Consider the following 16,758-nt stretch of genomic DNA (forward strand, 5'->3'; position numbering starts at 1 on the left):
GTAAATAGTCATTTGGCCAGCACCTTCGCGTCAACCTCTGAATCCAGGTGAATTGCCCCGGATTCTCTAAAGGTCTTGAGTGCTGCTGAAGTGCCACTATATCAGGTGCTTTACCGGATGCCTTGCCGGTTCAGCACGTCAAGCGCCTCTATTTCTAACGGCGTGCCGATCTGTTCCGTTTTTTTGCTACGAGGTTGAATATGCATTGCCAATCGAAGTTGACGCACTGGTTGCATTGGCCGGGTTGAGGAGTCATTTTCCGTTTTGCTTTATGCATTGGACCTCCATCAATAACGCAATAGGGGAGCTCATGTGTTGTTGGGTTTTGGACATTAGGCCTACCAAATGCTGGCTTACCTTGGTTTCGCTCTCTTGACTACGCTTGGCCCCAATACTCAGCTCCACCACTAACACTGCCACGGCCATGGCGACCTCATGCCGTCCAGATTTCGCCTCAATCAACTCCTGGGTGTACGCGCTGGCGGCATGGTTGAAAATCTGCTCCACCGACCCCTGCTCAATCACCGGGCCATGGCGCAGCACCAGCACCCGGCGGGCAAAGTTGGAGACCACCGACAGGTCGTGCAACACCAGTACGTAAGCAATGCCCATCTCACGCTGAAGCTCTTTAAGCAGCTCAAGAATGCGCGCCTGCACCGACACGTCCAGCGTGCTGACCGGTTCGTCTAGCAGCAGGTCGGGCTTGTTGCAGGTGGCTGCGCGTCTTGTCCGGCAGGATATGGATTTCCTTGTCGTTGCATTCAGCCTCGAATGCCCTCGATTGCCACGTTCGTTGCATCGGTCTTTCTTGGCTCTTGATACACCCCAAAAACAAGTCCAGAATTGAGTCTTTTCTTGCTTTCGCAAGAAAAGAAACCCCTTATATTTCAATGAGTCGGACGCCAGATACGAGTCTCGTTTCCCGCTCCAAACACAAAGAAAAAGCCACTCTAACGAGTGGCTTTTTTTTGCCTGTGATTTATGCAATAGACGCTTCGGCGTCTTTTTTCGTTTCTGCGAGACGCTTGGCGCCCGCAGGCTCCGGTGCGCTATCTACTCTTTATCGACGAACTCGGATTTGTAGGGTGCCATTTCTCACACGCATCGGTAGTCGCCTTCCTATAGACCTTCACCCGGCCTCTCTCTGAAGTGAATGGCCATTCGGCATGCCCGACCCGCAGGTAAAGATGGCTTTCAACGCAAAGAGGCTGCCTATCAAGCGACAACGTTCTGACTATTAGAGTTTTTCGCGATCGAAGCTAATCTCAGAATTCAGCCATTAATGCCTGATGTGTGCCAGTGGGCGCGATGGTACGGATGAACATGACGAAAAGGTGTATCAAGCATGTCAACTGAATCGAAATGCCCTTTCAACCACGCTGCGGGTGGCGGCACCACGAACCGAGACTGGTGGCCCCAGCAACTGAACCTGAAGATCCTGCATCAGCATTCCTCCCTCAGCGACCCCATGGGTGAGGGCTTCGATTACGCCAAGGCGTTCAAGAGCCTTGACTTCGAAGCGGTCAAGCAGGACTTGCGCGATGTCATGACGCAATCCCAGGACTGGTGGCCTGCGGACTTTGGCCATTACGGCCCGCTGTTCATTCGCATGGCCTGGCACAGCGCCGGGACCTACCGTACCGCCGACGGTCGCGGCGGTGCCGGTTCCGGTCAGCAGCGCTTTGCACCGCTCAACAGCTGGCCTGACAACGTCAGCCTGGATAAGGCCCGTCGCCTGATCTGGCCGGTCAAGCAAAAGTACGGCCGGCGGATTTCCTGGGCCGATTTGATCGTACTCACCGGTAACGTTGCGCTGGAATCCATGGGGTTCAAGACCTTCGGGTTCTCCGGCGGTCGCCCGGATGTCTGGGAGCCGGACGAGGACGTTTACTGGGGCGCCGAGACCACGTGGCTGGGGGGAGAAGAGCGTTACGGCGTGCAAAAGAAAATGCAGCAGCCGGGTGATGGTCCGTTGGTGGCTGAACCGCAGAACCATGGCAACGAAGAAAGCCGCACCGGAGGCGGTGAGCGCAACCTGGAAAATCCCCTCGCCGCTGTGCAGATGGGCTTGATCTACGTGAACCCGGAAGGGCCTGAAGGTGTTCCGGATCCGGTCGCCTCGGCGAAGGATATCCGTGAAACCTTCGGTCGCATGGCGATGAATGACGAAGAGACCGTAGCCCTGATCGCCGGCGGTCACGCCTTCGGCAAGACCCACGGCGCAGGTCCGGCGGATAACGTCGGCCCGGAACCGGAAGCGGCTGGCCTGGAAGAGCAGGGGCTGGGCTGGAAAAACAGCTTCGGCAGCGGCAAGGGCGGTGACACCATCACCAGCGGGCTGGAGGTGACCTGGACTTCGACGCCGACAAGATGGAGCAATGAGTACCTCGAAAATCTCTTCGGCTTTGAATGGGAGCTGACCAGGAGCCCGGCGGGCGCCCATCAGTGGACACCGAAGAACGGTGCCGGCGCCGGCAAGGTTCCGGATGCCCATGACGCCGGCAGGCGGCATGCGCCGAGCATGCTGACCTCGGACCTGGCGCTGCGTTTCGATCCGGCGTACGAGCAGATCTCCCGACGTTTCCTGGCCAACCCGGACCAACTGGCAGACGCCTTTGCCCGTGCCTGGTTCAAGCTTACCCACCGCGACATGGGCCCGCTTGCGCGTTATCTCGGCCCGGAAACCCCCGCGGAAGAGTTGCTGTGGCAGGACCCGATTCCTGCGGTCGATCATCCACTGGTGGATGAGCAGGATGTGGCGGCGCTCAAGCAAAAGATTCTCGCCGCCGGGCTGACGGTCTCGCAGCTGGTTTCGACGGCATGGGCAGCGGCGTCCACCTTCCGCGGCTCCGATAAACGCGGGGGAGCCAATGGCGGGCGCCTGCGCCTGGCTCCGCAGAAGGACTGGGCGGTCAACCAGCCTGAGCAACTGTCGGGCGTACTGAAGCGTCTCGAAGCTATTCAGGGCGACTTTAATGCCGCACAGACGGGAGGCAAAAGGATTTCCCTGGCCGATCTGATCGTGCTGGCGGGCAATGTGGGGGTTGAGCGGGCGGCCCAAAATGCCGGCCGCAAGACCACGGTGCCTTTCACGGCAGGGCGCACGGATGCTTCCCAGGAGCAGACGGATGTCGAGTCGTTCGGTTTCCTTGAACCGGTCGCCGACGGCTTTCGCAACTACCAGAAGGGGCACTACAAGGTGTCGGCCGAAGCGTTGCTGATCGACAAGGCGCAACTGCTGACATTGACCGCACCCGAAATGACGGTGCTGTTGGGCGGACTGCGGGTCTTGGGTCTAAATGTCGGGGAAAGCAAGCACGGGGTGTTCACCGAGCGCCCGGGAACCCTGACCAATGACTTCTTCAGGAACCTGCTGGACATGGGCGTTGAATGGAAGCCAGTCACCGGCACCCACGATACCTTTGAGGCGCATGACCGCAAGACCGGTGCCGTCAAGTGGACGGGCACCCGGGTCGACCTGGTGTTCGGTTCGCATGCCCAGTTGAGGGCGCTGTCCGAAGTCTATGGCAGTGCCGACGCCGAGGAGAAGTTCGTCGAGGACTTCGTGGCGGCCTGGACCAAGGTGATGAACCTGGATCGCTTTGAACTGGCCTGACACTGGCGCCTGACGTTTACAGGCCCACGCTGTGGGCCTGTTCGCTAGAGGCCCTGGCTTATCCAGGTTTCCAGGTCCGTTGCGGTCATGGGCTTTGCTATCAGGTAGCCCTGCGCTTCGGAACATCCCCACTGTATCAAGAGGTCGAGGATTTCCTGGTTCTCTACGCCTTCGGCAACGACTCGGTAGCCGAGCCCTTTCGCCAGGCCTATCAGGGTTTTAACCAACTGCTTGTCATTTTGATTGCTGCCCAGCCCGCTGATCAATGATTGATCCAGCTTGACGGTAGTGGCCGGCAGTTCCTTCAGGTACGCCCAGTTACTGTAGCCCGTGCCGAAATCATCAACCGCGACTTCTATGCCAATCTGCCGAACGCGCTGCAGTTGCCGGATGACTTCCTCAGGGTTGGTCATCAACATGCTTTCGGTAAACTCAAGTTCAAAGTCGGCAGGGTCAAGGTCGTGCCGGTGAAGCTCATGAATCATCGCGTCCACGAACTCGGAGCTTTCCAGATCGCTGACGGTAATGTTCATCGCTATTCGCAGGCGCACGCCTTGTGCTTTCCAGGCTGCGGCTTGCCGGATGATTGCGTTGAGCACCCATAATCCAACGGACGGTATCAACGCGGTTTTTTCGGCCAGGGGGATGAACTCGGCAGGGCTGATGGGGCCAAGCAACGGATGGGTCCAGCGTAGCAATGCCTCTACCGAATCACAGCTTCCCGAGGGCAGTTTGACTTTGGGCTGATACACCAGGCTGAACTGTTTGTCGCAGCTGACCGCTTCCGGCAACGAACTCAGCAACATGAAAGCGCGTTGCTGAGCCGCATCAAACTGGGGTTCATAAAGAGACCAGCCCAGCTTGCGGTCACGCGCCTCATCTGCCGCACTCACCAGCAGGCGTAGCCAGTCTTGCGGGCCGGAATGGTGAATGGGCAGCACGCCAATCCCGACTTGCATGAGGATGGGGATGCCGTGGCATTCAACAGGCTTTTTGAAGTCCTTGAGAATACTTTCGCAGATGTGCTCGGTGGTTTGATTCTCCTCTAGGATGAAGCCAAACCGCGTCGGGCTGATTTTGTAAAGCAGGCACTGCGCGGGTAACAGGTTTTGCAGGCGAGATTTGATCGCCAGAACCAGGTCTCCGGCAAAGCTGTAGCCCAGGGCCTTTACAATATCGTTGAGAAACTTTGGCGAGATAATGTCAACTGCGTACACATGGCACGCGTTTTCAAGCTTAAGCGCTTGACGTATATCTTCCTCAAGCCTGAGTCGATTGAATAGCCCCGTGGGTTGGTCTACGAAGTTGCGGGACCGCATGCCCTGTATGCGCATCATGACCAGCTCGGCAAAGTCGTTGAGCATTGCACTGTCACGCTCGCTCATGGGAGGGCGGGGGACAGTATCAATGATGCAGAGACTTCCCAGGGTAAAGCCATCCTCCGTGATCAATGGCGCGCCCGCGTAATAACGAATATGCGGCGGCCCCGTGACCAGGGGATTGTCTTTGAAGCGGGCATCCAGCGTTGCGTCCGACACCTCCAGCAGGGCGTTGTCCAGGGTAGAGTAGGCGCAAAAAGACACTTCTCGCGGTGTCTGCGTTTCTGTAATTCCCACGCGTGCCCTGAACCATTGCCGGTGTTTATCGACAATTGAAATCAGTGCGATGGGGGCGTTGTAATAGGCAGACGCCATCTCGACGATCTTTTCAAATACATCATCACTATCGCTGTCGGTTGGACAAAATTTCGCGACCTCTTTTAGCCGTTCAATTTCATTCGGCGGAATAGGAGCGCCTTCGCCCATGACAATCCTCAAAGTGGTTATGTTCGTACAACAAGGTATCAGACAGTGCCATCATTATGATGTTGTTTTTCTATTCATCAGATAGCTCAAGGGTATGGCGTCCGGGTGATCTCTTCCTGCGTATCTCCCTAATTCTTGCGCCCTGCGGATGAATGTACGCGCGGGGCAGCGAAGTGGATGCACGGCATTAAAAATTTTTCCGGCATTTCCGCGCTTCTAGTTCACCCGGGGCGCCGCCTTGATGGCCATGTACGCATCCTTGATGGGCTCAAAACCATATTTCTCTTCCAGCCGTTTCACGATGAAGTGCCCCCGCGCCATGTCCTGGTAGAAGTGGGTGAACAGCGTATTGATCGTTGCCCCGGTAAAGGCGCCCATCACCGGAACGGCCTGGGCTGCGAACTTGCTGGAAATGGTAAAGCCAAAACGTGTCGCGACTTTATCGATGAGGATCGCCAGCCATTTCCCGGCTTGGCCCGGGGACAAGCTGCTGATGGCCTTGGAGCCCTGCTTGGCGGCGATCCCCGCCAGTTCCTTGGACAGTTGTTGCATGGCCTGGGTGGTGAAGCTGCGGGTCATGTAGTAACCGGTCTCCGTTGCATCGTCGGCCTGGCTGGTGCCACCCATGGCAAACACCTCGATGCAGGCTTGTTTGGTCGAAAAGTCGCCCAGGTCGAAACCCTCGCTGCGCGCCACGTCGGCGACCGCGCGCATCATGATGGTGGTGGAGATCGGCAGCTCGATAAACAGCGCCGCGAAACCGAAGGCCCCGCCGATGGCGCCCGAGGTGGCCGCAAAAGCCTTGTGCAGCCGGGTCGAGGCCGGTTTTCTCGGACTGTTGTCCAGGCTTTTCAGCGCCGCGCCGGCGGATGAATGCAGCGCTGCCGCCACCGCGCCATTGATCCGTTTGGAAACCACCCCCGGCAATGCCTTTACCGCGCTTTCAATCGGGGAGCCGATCATGCCGGACAGCCTGGCCGTCAGGGAGGGTGACTCCAGCAAACCGACGGCCCGCTTGAGATCCTGATAGTCCTCGGGATTGTCTCTGATGCTCACAGGCGTCTCCTTGAAATTTTTCCGGCTTTGATAAAACAAAGACCCGCGAAGAGGGCCATCGTGCCGTCACGCTTTACCCATTCTTTACCTGCGCGGGTGCTGCGTTCGCCGGCGGGTCGGTTAGGCTGCCAGTTACCTTGAACTGAACGGCGGTGTGAATCGAATGAACCTTCAACCTCGGTACTGGCTGGCGGTGAGCGCCCTGGTGGGCAGCCTGGGATTGATTGCGGGGTGTGCGGGCGATCCGCCAAACCCGCGGGCCGAATTCAGCGAGCGGGTCAACAAGGAACTGAGCACCGCGTATCAACCGTCCCATTATGAAACGTCCGGCTGGGGCGCGACCTGGCAGCTCGACAAGCAATCGGTGAACGTTGCGTGGCTGGCACCGGTGATCCATGAGCGCCTGCCGCTGATTATCTACTTGCCGGGTTTGGGTGAGCCGGCCTCGGGCGGGGTGGCGTGGCGCAAGGCTTGGGCGCAGGCCGGTTATGCGGTGCTGTCGGTTCAGGAGCCCGCCCATGATCAGTCGATCTTTGCCTCGCAGCAGGCGGTATATGGCGACTTTCGCGGGATGGCGAGCAGTCATTACTCCGCCGCCGCCCTGCGTGACAGGCTGTCGACCTTGCAGAAAGTCCTGAGCGAAGTTCGGGCACGGGCCGCCAAAGGCGACGCGCAACTGGCGGCCATCGACTGGAACCAGGTGGTGGTGGCCGGCTTTGATTTTGGCGCGCAGACCGCTGAGGCACTCGCCGGGGCGCTGGAGCCCGGGGCCACCCCGGGTGTCGGGATTCAACCCAAGGCGGTGTTGCTGCTCAGCCCTTATGTGGACGCCGATGCCCGGCCGGACGTGTTTGCCCGGATAACGGCGCCCGTGCTGTCGATGACCGGCCAGCAGGATGAAGACCCGTTCAACTGGGTCAGCTCTTACCGTCAGCGAGAGGTGTTGGGCGAGTCGGTGACAGCGGCGGGCAGTGTTCAGCTGGAGTTGAACAGTGCGACGCACAAGACCTTGTCCGGGAGCGAGCTGTTCAGCCGGCCGGCGAAAAGGACCGACAAGGGCAGTGCTTCGTCTGGCGACGCGCCCAAGGGTCGAGGGCACAAGCACGGCGCCAAACCTGGCGGCGGCGGCCCGATGGCGGGCGAACCGGCGCCGGACCCCAAGCAGGTGGCCGCGATTCAGGCCATGGGTGTGGCGTTCCTGGATAGCCGGGTCAAACACAATCCCGCCGCCACCGAATGGTTGCGACAGGGCGCGTCAACCTGGCTGGGTGAGGCGGGACGGTTGAAGTAATGGCGGCGGGCTTCCCCCCGCCAAGCGTGATGTATAAGTTTCTCAAACGTCATCAACCATCTTTTTCCGGCGTGATACGCTAGCCTTACTTTTGAATTGGCACTGGTCGTTCCCGCGTATACGGCGACAGTGAGGAGTGAACATGTCGAAAATTTCCCACCAGGATCTACGGCGCTCGTTTCGCGAGCTGCTGGCCTCCCAACACTGCTTTCACACCGCCTCGGTGTTCGACCCGATGTCCGCCAGGATCGCTGCAGACCTGGGCTTCGAAGTCGGCATCCTGGGAGGCTCGGTGGCGTCATTACAGGTCCTGGCTGCACCGGACTTCGCGCTGATTACCCTGAGTGAGTTCGTCGAGCAGGCCACCCGCATCGGCCGGGTGGCGCAGCTTCCGGTGATCGCCGACGCCGACCACGGCTACGGAAATGCACTGAACGTGATGCGCACCGTCCAGGAACTGGAGCGTGCTGGCGTCTCGGCGCTGACCATTGAAGATACCCTGCTGCCCGCGCAGTTCGGGCGCAAATCCACCGACCTCATCAGCACGGAAGAGGGCGTGGGCAAGGTCAAGGCGGCCCTGGAGGCCCGGGTCGATCCGCAGCTTTCGATCATCGCCCGGACCAACGCCGCCGTATTGCCGGTGGAAGACGTCATCCATCGCACCAAGGCGTATCAAGAGGCTGGCGCAGACGGCATCTGCATGGTGGGTGTCCGTGACTTCGACCACCTTGAACAGATCGCCGAAGGCCTGACGGTGCCGTTGATGCTGGTGACCTACGCCAACCCGCATCTCAATGACAACGAACGCCTGGCCAAACTGGGTGTGCGGATTGTGGTCGCCGGCCACGGCGCGTACTTCGCCTCGATCAAGGCCACCTACGACAGCCTTCGCGAACAGCGCAACCTGACGCGCAGCACATCAAACCTGACCGCCAGCGAACTGACCCACACCTACACGTTCCCCGACACCTACGTGAGCTGGGCCAAAGAGTTCATGGATGTCCAAGAGTGACATGACCCTGCAGGAGCGAGCTTGATCGCTCCTGCAGAAGCTCTAAGCTAATTCCATAAAATTATTTATTTTATTTTTTATAGATCAATATCATCTAACTGAGTTGACCCTTGGAGAGCCGGAGTCCGCGCTGTTCAAGTCTTATCCGCTCAGGAATCTATAAAAATGAACACGCTGAAACTGGCCCGCAACCTCCTCTCGGCCGTGGGCCTCGCTGTCTTCTCCCTAAGCGCTCAATCCGCTGACCTCACCATCGGCTACATCAACGGCATCGACCCGATCAAGCGCGCCATCGCCGATGGCGAATATGAAAAAGGTATCGGCCAGAAGATCGATTGGCGCAGATTCGACGCGGGCCCGGCCGTCCTGGCCGCCATGGCTTCCGGTGATGTGCAGATCGGCAACCTGGGTTCCAGCCCGTTGGCCGCGGCGGCTTCGCGAAACATGCCGCTGGTGGCGTTCATTGTCAGCGCGCAGATTCGCAGTTCCGAGGCCCTGGTGGTTCGCGACGGCAGCGGGATCAAGACCCCTGATGACCTGATCGGCAAAACCATCGCCGTGCCCTTTGTGTCGACCTCCCATTACAGCCTGCTGGGCGCGCTGAAGCACTGGAACCTGGACCCGCGCAAAGTCAACATCGTCAACCTGACACCGGCACAAATCACCGCCGCCTGGGCCCGCGGCGATATCGACGGGGCGTTTACCTGGTCGCCTGCCCTGGGTGAAATCCGTAAGACCGGAAAGATCCTCACGGATGCTGCCGAAGTTTCCAACTGGGGCGCCCCGACCTTTGAGGTGTGGGTAGCGCGCAAGGATTTCGCTGAAAAGAATCCGAAGGTCGTTGCCGATTTTGCCAGGGTCAGCCTGGCGGCGATTGCCGATTACGCCGCGCATAAAAAAGACTGGACCGCTGATTCTGCCCCCGTGAAGAGCATCGCCCGACTCACAGGCGCCAACGCTGCGGACATTCCCGAGCTGCTCGAAGGCTCGTCGTTCCCGACGGCCGCCGAACAAAAAAGCGCGCAATACCTCGCCGGTGGCACCGCCAGGGAAATCGGCAAGACCGCCGAATTTCTGAAAGAGCAGGGAAAAATCGAAAAGGTCCTGCCTGACTATTCCGCCTTCGTCAGCGACAAGTTCATCGGAGAATAATCATGGGCCTGACGCTTCATCCCCTTGGCCCTACCATCGGCGCGGAGGTTGAGGGGCTGGATATGGCCCTGCCTCTGACGGATCAACAACACGACTGGGTGGAGCAAGCACTGCTGCAGCACCAGGTGTTGTTCTTCCGTAACCAGGCCATTACCCCCGGGCAGCACGTGGCATTTGCCGCGCGGTTTGGTGATTTGCACCGGCATCCGATTTACCCGCACGTTGACCGGCACCCGGAATTGCTGCTGATCGACACCGCCGTGACCGATGTCCGCGACAACGCCATCTGGCACACCGATGTGACCTTCCTCGCCGCACCGGCGATGGGCTCTGTGTTGGCGGCCAGGCAAGTGCCTGCGTTCGGCGGGGATACGTTGTGGGCCAATGGCGTGGCTGCGTTTGAAGGGTTATCGGCCCCCGTCAGGCAACTGCTCGACGGCCTGACCGCCACCCACGAATTGACCAAATCATTTCCCACCGAGCGCTTCGGCAGCACGCCCGAAGCATTGGCGCGCTACGAAAAAGCCCGGAAGGATCACCCGCCGCTGTCACACCCGGTGGTCAGGACGCATCCTGCCACCGGGCGCAAGGCGTTGTTTGTGAATGAAGGCTTTACTACGCGGATCAATGAGCTTGAGGTGGCGGAAAGTGATGCGTTGCTGCGGTTATTGTTCAGCCACGTGAGCCGTCCGGAATTCACCGTGCGTTGGCGATGGAAGGCGAATGATGTAGCGTTCTGGGATAACCGCATTACCCAGCATTACGCGATTGATGATTACCGACCGCAAAGGCGGGTGATGCACCGCGCGACGATGTTGGGTGACGTGCCTTTTTGATGGAGGATCGGTCGATGGACTTGCCCTTGGTGATCAACCCTGACGACTATCTGGAAACCGAGTTCGGCAGGGAATTCACGCCTGAACGAAATCGACAGGCATGGCAGCTCGCGTATGCGCGGTTGAGGCACGAGCTGTCACAGGCGGCAAAGGGCACTCATGTGTACGTGGTCATGGGCGTGCAGGGGGCGGGCAAGTCTCGCTGGGTGGCGGAAAACCTTGAGCGATTGGGGCACGGCGCAATCGTCTTCGATGCTGCTTTGCCGGCGCGGCGTCATCGGCAGGAGCTGCTGTCCATCGCGAGGGACTATGCAGTCCCGGTGATCGGCATCCTGGTGAGCGCACCGCTGGAGCTGGCGCTGGCGCGAAATGCCCAACGCAATGCCGACAAAAAGGTGCCGGAGGACGCGCTGAAAAGCGTGTTCAGCATGCTCGAGCCACCCAGTGAAGACGAAGGATTCGTGTGGGTGCAAACCATTGAACAGCAGGCGCCGCTGCCCACAACCCTGCAAACTGACCGGATGACCCTGGTTGCGCCCGACGTGGCGCTCGCTGAAAAACTCGCCGATGCCTTGAACGCCAGCTACGCACTGCACCGCCAGTTCCTCGTATGGAGCAAGCCGCACTGGACGCGGGAGGACACGCAGGAAAGCCTGCAGCGCGCGGCAAAAGACTTCGATGCGCCTGTCGGGGAGAAACGGTATTTCCTGTTATCTCGCGACGAGCCCCAGGCATTGGTGGGCTGTATCGGCCTGCTGCCGCTGGCCGATGAGATTCACAGCTACGAAGTTGGCTATTGGGGCAATCAGGCACACGCCGGTCATGGGCTGATGAGGGAGGCATTGAACGCTCTGGTTTCGCAGTTGAGCGGGCACACACTGCGCCTGACCACTTCTTCGGCGAACATATCCAGTCAACGACTGGCTGAGGCAACGGGGTTTGAATGGGTGGAAACCCTTCAAGGCGCGCGGCGCTGCGAGTACTTCGGCGTACGCGATACGCTGGTTTACCGCCGGACCGCGCGCTGACACTAAAGGTACTCACACTCCCCACGCAGCAGCGAAAGCTGAACCAGGTCTTGATGAGCTGCGTTCCAGTAACCCGCCTGCCTCAACGTTCCTTCACGCACGAACCCGGCTTTCTCAAGCAGGTTCAGTGACCGAGCGTTGTCAGGATGAACCAGCGCCTCGATCCTGTTGAGTTCCATGTGCTGGAACGCCCATCGAAGGGCGGCGTAAACCGCCTCCTTCATGAGCCCCTGTCCCTGTGCCGATTGCGCCATCTCAAACCCTATGGCACAACTGCGCCACATACGATTCCATTTGAAGAAACCACAGGTGCCGATCAGCTTTGCCGTGGCTATGTCCTCAATCCCCCAGCGAATCCCCGGATTGGGTGAGGTGCGCCAACTGGCAAACAGCTCGATCAGTTGCTCCGCTTGATGAGGCTCGGTGATTGGGTCGGCACCGAACCACTTCATTGCTTCAGCGTCGCTATGAATCGCAAACAACCCCACCGCATCCTCCTGTGTAAGTTCTCTGAGGGTCAGGCGTTCGGTTTTGAGAGTCGGAAAATCGGACACTGCGGGCGTCACCTTTTAGAAAAACGATTCGCTAAGGTGTGTCGTGCGGAATAAAAAATCAATCTGTTCAGTGGTGACGCAGGGCGTCACGGGATATGAACACACGCTCCTGATCAACTGGGATCAACTGAGACCAACTGTGGGAGCTGTCGAGCCCCAGCGAGGCTGCGATGCAGGCGCCGCGGTCTGGCAGGTACGGCGCGGTGATCCCATCGCAGCCTCGCCGGGGCTCGACAGCTCCCACATTGGTCTCAGCACTCACTCCGCGCGTTTGACCACCAACGTCAAGATGTCATAACTGGCCACCAGCTCACCCAACTGGTTGGTCACCTCCACATCCCACGCCACCACGCCTTGCGGAATGCCCTGGGGGCTCTTCTTGCCCTGGTCGATCTTGCGCTTGCAGGTCAGCCGCGCCTGGATGGTGTCGCCAATGCCCACCGGGTTGATAAACCGCAGGGTGTCCAGCCCGTAGTTCGCCAGCACCGGCCCCGGTGCCGGGGACACAAACAGCCCGGCCGCCGCCGACAGCACAAAGTAACCATGGGCAATGCGTTTGCCGAATTGCGATTCCTTGGCGGCGATGTCATCGAAGTGCATGTAGAAGTGATCGCCCGACAGGCAGCCGAAGTTCACCAGGTCGGCCTCGGTGACGGTGCGGCGGTGGGTCAGCAGCGATTCGCCAATCTGCAGGTCCTGGAAGAAGCGGCGGAACGGGTGCACTTCGGTCTCGATGACCTTGGCGCCGCGTACGTACTCGCCGGTGACCGCCGCCAGCATGGTCGGTGAGCCCTGTACCGCTGCGCGTTGCAGGTAGTGTTTCACGGCGCGCAAGCCGCCGAGTTCTTCGCCGCCACCGGCGCGGCCCGGGCCGCCGTGCTTGAGTTGCGGCAGGGGCGAGCCGTGGCCGGTGGATTCGGCGGCGGATTCGCGGTCGAGCACCAGCAGGCGGCCGTGCCACGCGGCAGCCACCGGGATGGCTTTGGCAGCGATCTGCGGGTCTTTGGTGATCAGGCTCGCGACGAGGCTGCCTTTGCCGCGTGCGGCCAGGGCCAGGGCTTCGTCGAGGTCGTCGTAGGCCATCAGCGTGCTGACCGGGCCGAAGGCCTCGATGTCGTGGGCGCCGCCTTCCGCATGCGGGTCGCGGGCTTGCAGCAGGGTCGGGGCGAAGAACGCGCCCTGGCTGACGTTTTCACCGCGGGGTTCAAAGCCGTCGCGGGCGCCGAACAGCATGTCGCTGCTCTGCAACAGGCTTTCCAGGCGGTCGGCCACGTCTTTCTGCTGGTCGTGGGAGGCCAGTGCGCCCATGCGCACGCCTTCCACCGACGGGTCGCCCACCACAACTTTTTTCAGGCGGTCCCGCAGGCGGGTGGCGACGGCGTCGATGTGTTTGGCCGGCACGATGGCGCGGCGAATGGCGGTGCATTTCTGCCCGGCTTTGGTGGTCATTTCCCGGGCGACTTCCTTGATGAACAGCTCGAACTCTTCGTCGTCCGGGCTTACGTCCGGGGCGAGGATCGCGCAGTTCAGCGAGTCGGCCTCGGCGTTGAACGGCACCGAGTTGCGGATCAGGTTCGGGTTGACCCGCAGCTTGGCGGCGGTGTCGGCGGAGCCGGTGAAGGTCACCACGTCCTGGCCTTGCAGGCGGTCGAGCAGGTCGCCGGTGCTGCCGATCACCAGTTGCAGGCTGCCGGGTGGCAGCAGGCCGGATTCGTCCATCAGGCGCACCACGGCTTCGGTCAGGTAGCTGGTGGCGCTGGCCGGCTTGACGATGCATGGCATGCCCGCCAGGAAACTCGGGGCGAATTTTTCCAGCATGCCCCAGATCGGGAAGTTGAACGCGTTGATGTGCACCACCAGGCCGCCACGAGGCACCAGGATATGGGTGCCGGCAAAGCTGCCGAGCTTGCTCAGCTGCATCGCCGGGCCTTCGTGGACGATATTGCCCGACGGCAATTCCCGCGAGCCCAGGCTGGCGTAGGTGAACAGCGTGCTGTTGCCGCCTTCGATATCGATCCAGCTGTCGGCACGGGTCGCGCCGCTGTGGTGGGAGAGGGCGTAGAGCTGTTCCTTGCGCTCGCTCAGGTACAGCGCGATGGCCTTGAGGCGCTGGGCCCGCTGCTGGAAATCCAGGGCCATCAGCCCGCTGACACCCTGGCGGCGCCCGTGTTCGATGGCTTCGGCGAAGTCCGGGCGCTCCTCGTGAGTGCGTGCCAGCTCGTGGCCGTCAATGGCGCTGCGCAGCACCTGGGCGCCGTGTTGGCCGATCCAGCGGCCAGCGATGAAACTTTGCAGGGTAGGGGCGTGAGACATCACGATTCCTCCGGGTTGGAAAATGAGAGTTAGTGTTTGCTGGCGCCTGCGGCACCAATGCCGGTCATGGAGCGAATGAACTGCGCCAGGTAACGCCCGCGTTCAACGGCAGCGCGGGGCGAGCGGTCGGTGACGGAAAAGACCCAGGCGCTGAAAAACGCCAGGCTCATGGAAAACAGGGCAGGGTTGGAATAGGGGAACAGCGCCTTGTCGTAATGCAGTACGTTGACCCACACCGCCGGGCTCAGCACCAGCAGCACGATGGCCGAGACCAGTCCCGCCAGGCTGCCGGTCACCGCGCCACGGGTGGTCAGGCCCTTCCAGTACATCGAGAGGAACAGCACCGGGAAATTCACCGAGGCGGCGATTGCCAGTACCAGGCCGGACAGGAACGCGATGTTCTGCGACTCAAACAGCAGGCCGAGGATGATCGCCAGCACGCCGATGCACAGCGTGGCGATGCGCGACACGCGGATTTCCTGCTGCTCGCTGGCCTGGCCCTTGCGGATCACGCAGGCATACAGGTCGTGGGACACCGCCGACGCGCCGGACAACGCCAGCCCGGCGACCACGGCCAGGATGGTCGCGAAGGCCACCGCCGAAATGAACCCGAGGAACAGGTTGCCGCCCACGGCCTGTGCCAGGTGCACGGCGATCATGTTGCCGCCGCCGATGATCGCGCCGTTGGCATCCCGGAAGCTTGGGTCAGTACCCACCATGACGATGGCGCCGAAGCCGACGATGATCAGCAGCAGGTAGAAGTAGCCAATGAAACCGGTGGCGTAGAACACGCTCTTGCGCGCTTCCTTGGCGTCGCTGACGGTAAAGAAGCGCATCAGGATATGCGGCAACCCGGCGGTGCCGAACATCATGCCCAGCCCCAGGGAAATCGCATCGATCGGGTTCGACAGCAAGCCGCCCGGCGCCATGATCGCGCTGCCCTTGGCGTGCACGGCGGTGGCCCCGGCGAACATCGCCTCGGTGCTGAAACCAAAGTGCTTGAGCACCATGAATGCCATGAAGGTGGTGCCGAACAGCAACATCACCGCCTTGATGATCTGCACCCAGGTGGTGGCGAGCATGCCGCCGAAGGTCACGTAGAACACCATCAGCACGCCCACCAGCATCACCGCGTACAGGTAGTCGATGCCGAACAGCAGCTCGATCAGCTTGCCGGCGCCCACCATCTGCGCCACCAGGTACATCAGCGCCACGGTCAGGGTGCCGAAGGCCGAGGTCAGGCGCACCGGGGTCTGCTCCAGGCGGTAGGACACCACATCGGCAAACGTGTACTTGCCCAGGTTGCGCAGGCGCTCGGCGATCAGGAACAGGATGATCGGCCAGCCGGCCAACACGCCCAGGGCGTAGAGCAGGCCGTCATAACCGTTGAGGAACATCATCGCCGAGATGCCGAGGAATGACGCCGCCGAGATCATGTCGCCGGCAATCGCCAGGCCATTCTGGAAGCCGCTCATGCCGCCGCCGGCGGTGTAGAAGTCGCTGGCGGAACGGGTGCGCAGGGCGGCCCAGCGAGTCACGCCGAGGGTGAACAGCACGAACACCAGGAACATGCCGATGGCGTTCCAGTTCAGTGGCCGGGATGCGCCGTCGGCGGCGACTGCAAGGTCCGTCGCCAATGCCAGCGGCAGGAGAAACCACGCTACCAGCCGGCTCATGCTGTGCACTCCTGCTTGAGCTTGTCGTTCAGCGGGTCGATCACATGGTTGGCGCGGTACACATAAAAGCCGGTCAGCGCGAACGCCAGCAGCACAATCACCACACCCACCAGCATGCCCACGGTGGTCACGCCGCCGCTCAACGACTGCCCGAGGGTAGCCGGGGAGAACGCCACCAACAGCACAAACCCGAAATAGATCACCAGCATGATCAGCGACAGCGACCAGTACAGGTTCTGTTTGCGGCGTACCAACTGGATGAAATCGGGATGTCGACGGATGCGCTCGATATCGTCGGGGGTCATGGTGGTGTGCTCCTTTTTATTGTTGTTGTGGTTAAACCTGCGTCCTGTAGGAGCGAGCTTGCTCGCGAAAAACCTGAGGGCGCCGCGTTGATTCAGGCTACCCGCGTCATCGTT

Annotated in this window: 12 protein-coding genes and 1 pseudogene; 6 read left to right on the plus strand and 7 right to left on the minus strand. The window is 60.5% G+C overall.

Features of this window, described 5'->3' with window-relative positions; all coding sequences use genetic code 11:
• Window positions 1–426 precede the first annotated feature (426 nt).
• Window positions 427–705 (minus strand): annotated as a pseudogene (locus HX818_RS12320) (ABC transporter ATP-binding protein); the annotation flags it as partial.
• A gap of 640 nt (window positions 706–1,345) precedes the next feature.
• On the opposite strand from HX818_RS12320, the gene katG reads away from it, so the two are divergent.
• Window positions 1,346–3,616, plus strand: coding sequence for a catalase/peroxidase HPI (gene katG / locus HX818_RS12325; protein WP_177020194.1), 2,271 nt, complete (start codon window positions 1,346–1,348; stop codon window positions 3,614–3,616).
• Window positions 3,617–3,660: 44 nt separating this feature from the next.
• On the opposite strand, the gene HX818_RS12330 is transcribed toward katG, so the two are convergent.
• The gene (locus tag HX818_RS12330; RefSeq protein WP_177020195.1) at window positions 3,661–5,421 is read right to left on the minus strand and encodes an EAL domain-containing protein; all 1,761 of its coding nucleotides are present in this window, start codon (window positions 5,419–5,421) and stop codon (window positions 3,661–3,663) included.
• A 216-nt stretch (window positions 5,422–5,637) separates the two neighbouring features.
• Entirely contained in the window at window positions 5,638–6,477 is an 840-nt protein-coding gene (locus HX818_RS12335; protein WP_003208925.1) for an EcsC family protein, read from the minus strand.
• 163 nt (window positions 6,478–6,640) lie between these two features.
• Here HX818_RS12335 and HX818_RS12340 point away from each other — a divergent pair, with 163 nt between their 5' ends.
• The 5 genes from HX818_RS12340 (at window position 6,641) to HX818_RS12360 (ending at window position 11,796) form a co-directional block, all read left to right on the plus strand.
• Window positions 6,641–7,768 (plus strand): alpha/beta hydrolase, encoded by a 1,128-nt coding sequence (locus tag HX818_RS12340; RefSeq protein ID WP_177020196.1) that lies wholly within the window; start codon window positions 6,641–6,643, stop codon window positions 7,766–7,768.
• 142 nt (window positions 7,769–7,910) lie between these two features.
• On the plus strand, window positions 7,911–8,780 hold the full coding sequence (locus tag HX818_RS12345) for an oxaloacetate decarboxylase (protein WP_003208921.1): 870 nt from the start codon (window positions 7,911–7,913) through the stop codon (window positions 8,778–8,780).
• A 165-nt stretch (window positions 8,781–8,945) separates the two neighbouring features.
• Window positions 8,946–9,932 (plus strand): taurine ABC transporter substrate-binding protein, encoded by a 987-nt coding sequence (gene tauA / locus HX818_RS12350; protein WP_177020197.1) that lies wholly within the window; start codon window positions 8,946–8,948, stop codon window positions 9,930–9,932.
• Window positions 9,933–9,934: 2 nt separating this feature from the next.
• Window positions 9,935–10,768: a taurine dioxygenase gene (gene tauD / locus HX818_RS12355; RefSeq protein WP_177020198.1), complete on the plus strand. Its 834-nt coding sequence runs from the start codon at window positions 9,935–9,937 to the stop codon at window positions 10,766–10,768.
• A 14-nt stretch (window positions 10,769–10,782) separates the two neighbouring features.
• Window positions 10,783–11,796 (plus strand): GNAT family N-acetyltransferase, encoded by a 1,014-nt coding sequence (locus HX818_RS12360; protein WP_177020199.1) that lies wholly within the window; start codon window positions 10,783–10,785, stop codon window positions 11,794–11,796.
• A 2-nt stretch (window positions 11,797–11,798) separates the two neighbouring features.
• Here the strand turns inward: HX818_RS12360 and HX818_RS12365 are convergent, their stop codons facing one another.
• The 4 genes from HX818_RS12365 to HX818_RS12380 all read right to left on the minus strand — a co-directional run bounded on the left by HX818_RS12365 (window position 11,799) and on the right by HX818_RS12380 (window position 16,644).
• Window positions 11,799–12,350: a GNAT family N-acetyltransferase gene (locus HX818_RS12365; RefSeq protein WP_177020200.1), complete on the minus strand. Its 552-nt coding sequence runs from the start codon at window positions 12,348–12,350 to the stop codon at window positions 11,799–11,801.
• Window positions 12,351–12,608: 258 nt separating this feature from the next.
• Entirely contained in the window at window positions 12,609–14,663 is a 2,055-nt protein-coding gene (gene paaZ, locus HX818_RS12370) for a phenylacetic acid degradation bifunctional protein PaaZ (RefSeq protein ID WP_177020201.1), read from the minus strand.
• A gap of 29 nt (window positions 14,664–14,692) precedes the next feature.
• Window positions 14,693–16,339: a cation acetate symporter gene (locus HX818_RS12375; RefSeq protein WP_003208909.1), complete on the minus strand. Its 1,647-nt coding sequence runs from the start codon at window positions 16,337–16,339 to the stop codon at window positions 14,693–14,695.
• A complete protein-coding gene (locus HX818_RS12380) occupies window positions 16,336–16,644 on the minus strand; it encodes a DUF485 domain-containing protein (RefSeq protein ID WP_003208907.1) in 309 nt (102 codons plus the stop codon). Before HX818_RS12380 ends, HX818_RS12375 begins: the two co-directional genes overlap by 4 nt.
• Window positions 16,645–16,758 lie beyond the last annotated feature (114 nt).

It is taken from the genome of Pseudomonas sp. F9001, assembly GCF_013385435.1.
GTDB lineage: Bacteria > Pseudomonadota > Gammaproteobacteria > Pseudomonadales > Pseudomonadaceae > Aquipseudomonas.